Source organism: Neisseria flava, from assembly GCF_982712965.1.
Genome location: NZ_CEXQBZ010000089.1, coordinates 1 through 4286, shown reverse-complemented (window position 1 = coordinate 4286; position 4286 = coordinate 1). Strand labels below are relative to the sequence as shown.

Sequence of the window (4286 nt, the reverse complement as noted above, 5' to 3'; positions counted from 1 at the left end):
TCGGACGTAACGGGTTCTTTGACGATTCAGGTACTGCTCGATCGGCTGCCAATCAATCACCTGATCCAACTTCAATAGCGGGAAGCGGTCGATGTGTTTGGCGATCATGGCTTGTGCGGTTTGCTGGAAGAAGGTGCTCATGGAAAATCCCCTAAATGTCTTGGTGGGAATTTAGGGGATTTTGGGGAATTTTGCAAAGGTCTCAGGTCGTCTGGAAAGCGTTTCAGACGACCTTTTGATGTGTTTAAACGCATTAGCCGGTCAGTTGTTTGGTAATCAGTTTTTTCAGCGGCGGGAAGTTGTTGCTGGCACGCAATACCAAGCCGCGCAGGATTTTGGCGGGCGCAGTTTCATTGGTAAAGAGTTTGAGCAGCATATTGGTGCCGTGGTAAATCGGTTGGGCATGGAGCATATGCTTGGTGCTGTATTTTTCCAGCAGGCTGGCGGCGCCGATGTCTTGACCGCGTTGTTCCGCTTCGAGAATCAGTTTTGCCAAGAGGTCTGCGCTGGATAAGCCCAAGTTGAAACCGTGTGCGGTAACAGGGTGCATACCTACGGCGGCGTCGCCGATTAAGGCGCTGCGTTTGCCATAAAAGCGTTGGGCAATCATGCCGACCAAGGGGTAGTTGTGAATGGTGCTGACCAATTCCATATCGCCCAAACGGCCTTTGAGCTGCTCTTTGACGCTGGCTGCCAATTCTTCGGGAGACATTTTTTTGATGGTGTCTGCCTTGTCGCTATCGACGGTAATGACTGTGTTGGTCAGGTGTTCTTCCAAAGGCAGCAGGGCGATGGTGCGGCCGTAGTGGAAGCATTCGTAAGCGGTATGCTGGTTAGACAGGGTATGCTTCATGCGGCAGACAAACATGGTGCGGCTGTAATCGTGCATATCGGAGGAAATGCCCAGTTGTCGGCGGGTTTGGGAGAAGCGGCTGTCTGCTGCCAAGAGTAGGCGGCCGCTCAAAACTTCGCCGTTTTCCAAGATGACTTGGGCTTCGTCTTCGGAAGTTTTGACTTCTTTGACGCCGGTACCGGTCAGGATGGTAACGTTTTCCAGTTTGGATACGACTTCATAAGCAGCTTTGCGGATATTGTGGTTTGAAATCAGATAACCTAAGCAGTCGGCAGGTTCGCCGCGTGCTTGGGTCGGTTGCGGGAAGTGGAGTTGGTAATCGGACTGCCCGTTCAAGACTTTTGCATCGCGCAAGGGGTAAATTTCGTCTTTGGGAATCAAATCCCACATGCCCAAGCGTTGCATAATTTCGCGGGACAGGTGGGTTAGGGCGATTTCCCTGCCGTCGTAAGGCGGATTTTGCAAAACCTCCAGGGGACTTTTTTCAATCAGGGTAACTTTTAAACCGCTTCCGGCCAGTTCGGCTGCAAAGCTGAGTCCTGCCGGTCCCGCACCTACGACGAGAATATCGCTGTGTAAGCTCATAAGGCATCCTTTTTATTTAATGGAATGGAGGTTTCAGGGGATCTTGGAGTAAGGTCGTCTGAAAAAGAGAACTGGGTGTGATTATAGCAAAATAGATGGAGAAAAAAGAGAGATGTAAATGACCAGGGGAAATTTTACTTTGGTCTTAATGTAAATCAAGAATTCGGTAATGTCGGATTGCAGATGGTGGGTATTCAATACGACATATTTTGCAGTGGTGGCCTCGCCAACAGGAATCGAACCTGTATTTTACGCTTAGGAGGCATACGTTCTATCCGTTGAACTATGGCGAGCGTGTTAAACTTTTCCTGCTATAAATGATAATAATCCTGCGGCAATCAGCGGACCGACCGGAATGCCGCCCATAAACGCCACACCGATAACCGTACCGATCAAAAGACCTGTTACCAACACGGGCTGTTCGCTCATCAGCGGTACACCGCGTCCTGCCAGCCAGGCAACAAGGATACCGATTAATACAGCGGCAATCATTTTAAAATTGACAAACTCTGACAGCGGCGGAATTTGAACCTTGCCTGAAACCAGCGGGCTTAAGACCCCGATTGTCAGCAAAATAATCCCAAAATGCAAGCCGTGTTTTTCCATGAAAGGAATATATTGCGACAAAGCAGTCTGCTGCATTAACAGCAAAATTGCTGCTGAAATCGTAATCGAGTTGTTGTTACTGACGACACCGAGAAAAATCAGCGTCACCAGAAACATCGGGACGAAGTTGAAATTCATCGGATTTAAGAAACCCGTGCCAATGATTCCTCAGCCAACTGAACCATCGCCTGCTTGACTTCGCTGTCAGGTAGCACAGCCAAAGAAGCCACTGCTTGCTCAACTGCTTTACGTGCTTCGGAAATCGAATAAGTCAGCGCATCGGAATGGACGACATAATCATGGATTTTTTGGAAACTGCTGCGGTCCGCATTTTCCAAAGCGTGGCGCACATCGTCCGCCACTTGTTTCGCCCCGTTGCGCATCAGATAAATCAGCGGCAAAGTCGGTTTGCCTTCTGCCAAATCATCGCCGACGTTTTTACCGATTTCTTCAGTTTCACCCGAATAATCCAAAACATCATCAATAATTTGGAACGCCGTACCGACATACATGCCGTAATCTTTCAGCGCCTGCTCATGCTCAGGAGAGGCATTACCCAAAATCGCGCCGACCTGTGCTGCCGCTTCAAACAATTTGGCTGTTTTATATTGAATCACTTGAACATATTGCGCTTCGGTGATGTCGGTATTGCCGATGTTCATCAGCTGCATGACCTCGCCTTCGGCAATAATATTGGTTGCATCCGCCATGACTTCCAAAATGCGCATACTGCCGGAATCAACCATCAACTGGAAAGCGCGCGTATATAAAAAGTCGCCGACCAACACCGCCGCCGCGTTGCCGAACAGATTATTCGCCGTTTCACGTCCGCGGCGCAAATCGCTTTCATCGACCACATCGTCGTGCAGCAGAGTCGAAGTGTGGATAAACTCCACCATCGCCGCCAAAGCATAAAGCTTATCTCCGTCATAGCCGACCGCCTTGCCTGCCAAAATTGTCATAATCGGGCGCAGACGCTTACCGCCGGCACTGATAATATAAGTACCGATTTGCGAAATCAGCGCGACATCAGACTGAACCGCTTGGTTGATTACTTCATTGACCCGCGAAAGGTCTTCAGGCAGATGGCGTTGGAAATAAGGCAGGTTTTCGAGCATAACACATTCTCAGTCAGCAAAATGAAGCAGGCTTGCCGTATAAATAAATGGGTTGGGTATAAGGCGGAAATAATATTGCCGCATAAAAAATATCGGCAATCCAACGCGCGATTATAGCAGCAAAGCCCGTTTGACACATCTTTCAGACGACCCTGACCCCACAAACGAAATAAACTTTGACAAAACAGGCAAATAGCAATAGAATGCCATGTTTCGCACAATGGTGTGCGGGATATTAACCATAATTCTCATGGAGTTGAGTATGTACGCGGTCGTAAAAACCGGCGGCAAACAATATAAAGTTGCCGTTGGCGAAAAATTGAAAGTAGAACAGATACCAGCCGAACTCGACAGCCAAATCGAACTGACCGAAGTTTTGATGATTGCTGACGGTGAATCTGTAAAAGTTGGCGCTCCTTTCATTGAAGGCGCAAAAGTAACAGCTAAAGTAGTAGCCCATGGTCGCGGCGAGAAAGTACGCATTTTCAAAATGCGCCGCCGTAAACACTACCAAAAACGCCAAGGCCATCGCCAAAATTTCACCCAAATCGAAATCGTGGCAATCGCCTAATTTTTGAAACTTAGGAGTATTACAAATGGCAAGTAAAAAAGCAGGCGGTAGCACCCGCAACGGTCGCGATTCAGAAGCCAAACGCTTGGGCGTAAAAGCCTACGGCAACGAGCTGATTCCGGCAGGTTCCATCATCGTCCGCCAACGCGGTACCAAATTCCATGCCGGCGACAACGTAGGCATGGGCAAAGACCACACTTTGTTCGCCAAAGTTGACGGTTATGTTGAATTCAAAACCAAAGGCGCGCTGAACCGTAAAACGGTCAGCATCCGTCCTTACACCGGTTCTGAAGAATAATCCGAGTTTATCGTGATATTGAAAAAGCTGTATTTCTTAGGGAATACAGCTTTTTTGTTTGTGTCAGGTTGAGTAGTTTTACAGGTCGACATTAGCCGGGTCATTTGGTTTTTGATACGACACCTGTCATCAGTCGTCATTCAGTCTCTTTCTGCGTAAGGACAAATTGTGGCGGGAATTTATAGTGGATTAACTTTAAATCAGGACAAGGCGACGAAGCCGCAGACAGTACAGATAGTACGGCAAGGCGAGGCA

At 48.4% G+C, this 4286-nt stretch carries 5 protein-coding genes, 1 tRNA gene and 1 pseudogene; 2 read left to right on the top strand and 5 right to left on the bottom strand.

Annotated elements, in window-relative coordinates; all coding sequences use genetic code 11:
- The 5 genes and pseudogenes from AC5M9B_RS04600 to AC5M9B_RS04580 form a co-directional block, all read right to left on the bottom strand.
- Positions 1-141: pseudogene (locus AC5M9B_RS04600) on the bottom strand (IS5/IS1182 family transposase); the annotation flags it as partial.
- 112 nt (positions 142-253) lie between these two features.
- Positions 254-1438: a 5-demethoxyubiquinol-8 5-hydroxylase UbiM gene (ubiM, locus tag AC5M9B_RS04595; RefSeq protein ID WP_209282995.1), complete on the bottom strand. Its 1185-nt coding sequence runs from the start codon at positions 1436-1438 to the stop codon at positions 254-256.
- Positions 1439-1656: 218 nt separating this feature from the next.
- A tRNA-Arg gene (locus AC5M9B_RS04590) sits at positions 1657-1731 on the bottom strand.
- A gap of 4 nt (positions 1732-1735) precedes the next feature.
- The gene (locus tag AC5M9B_RS04585) at positions 1736-2182 is read right to left on the bottom strand and encodes a DUF441 domain-containing protein (RefSeq protein WP_019271144.1); all 447 of its coding nucleotides are present in this window, start codon (positions 2180-2182) and stop codon (positions 1736-1738) included.
- Positions 2183-2187: 5 nt separating this feature from the next.
- On the bottom strand, positions 2188-3162 hold the full coding sequence (locus AC5M9B_RS04580; RefSeq protein ID WP_209282994.1) for a polyprenyl synthetase family protein: 975 nt from the start codon (positions 3160-3162) through the stop codon (positions 2188-2190).
- A 262-nt stretch (positions 3163-3424) separates the two neighbouring features.
- On the opposite strand from AC5M9B_RS04580, the gene rplU reads away from it, so the two are divergent.
- A complete protein-coding gene (gene rplU, locus AC5M9B_RS04575) occupies positions 3425-3733 on the top strand; it encodes a 50S ribosomal protein L21 (protein ID WP_003763980.1) in 309 nt (102 codons plus the stop codon).
- A gap of 25 nt (positions 3734-3758) precedes the next feature.
- Positions 3759-4031, top strand: coding sequence for a 50S ribosomal protein L27 (rpmA, locus tag AC5M9B_RS04570; protein ID WP_002212328.1), 273 nt, complete (start codon positions 3759-3761; stop codon positions 4029-4031).
- Positions 4032-4286: the final 255 nt, after the last annotated feature.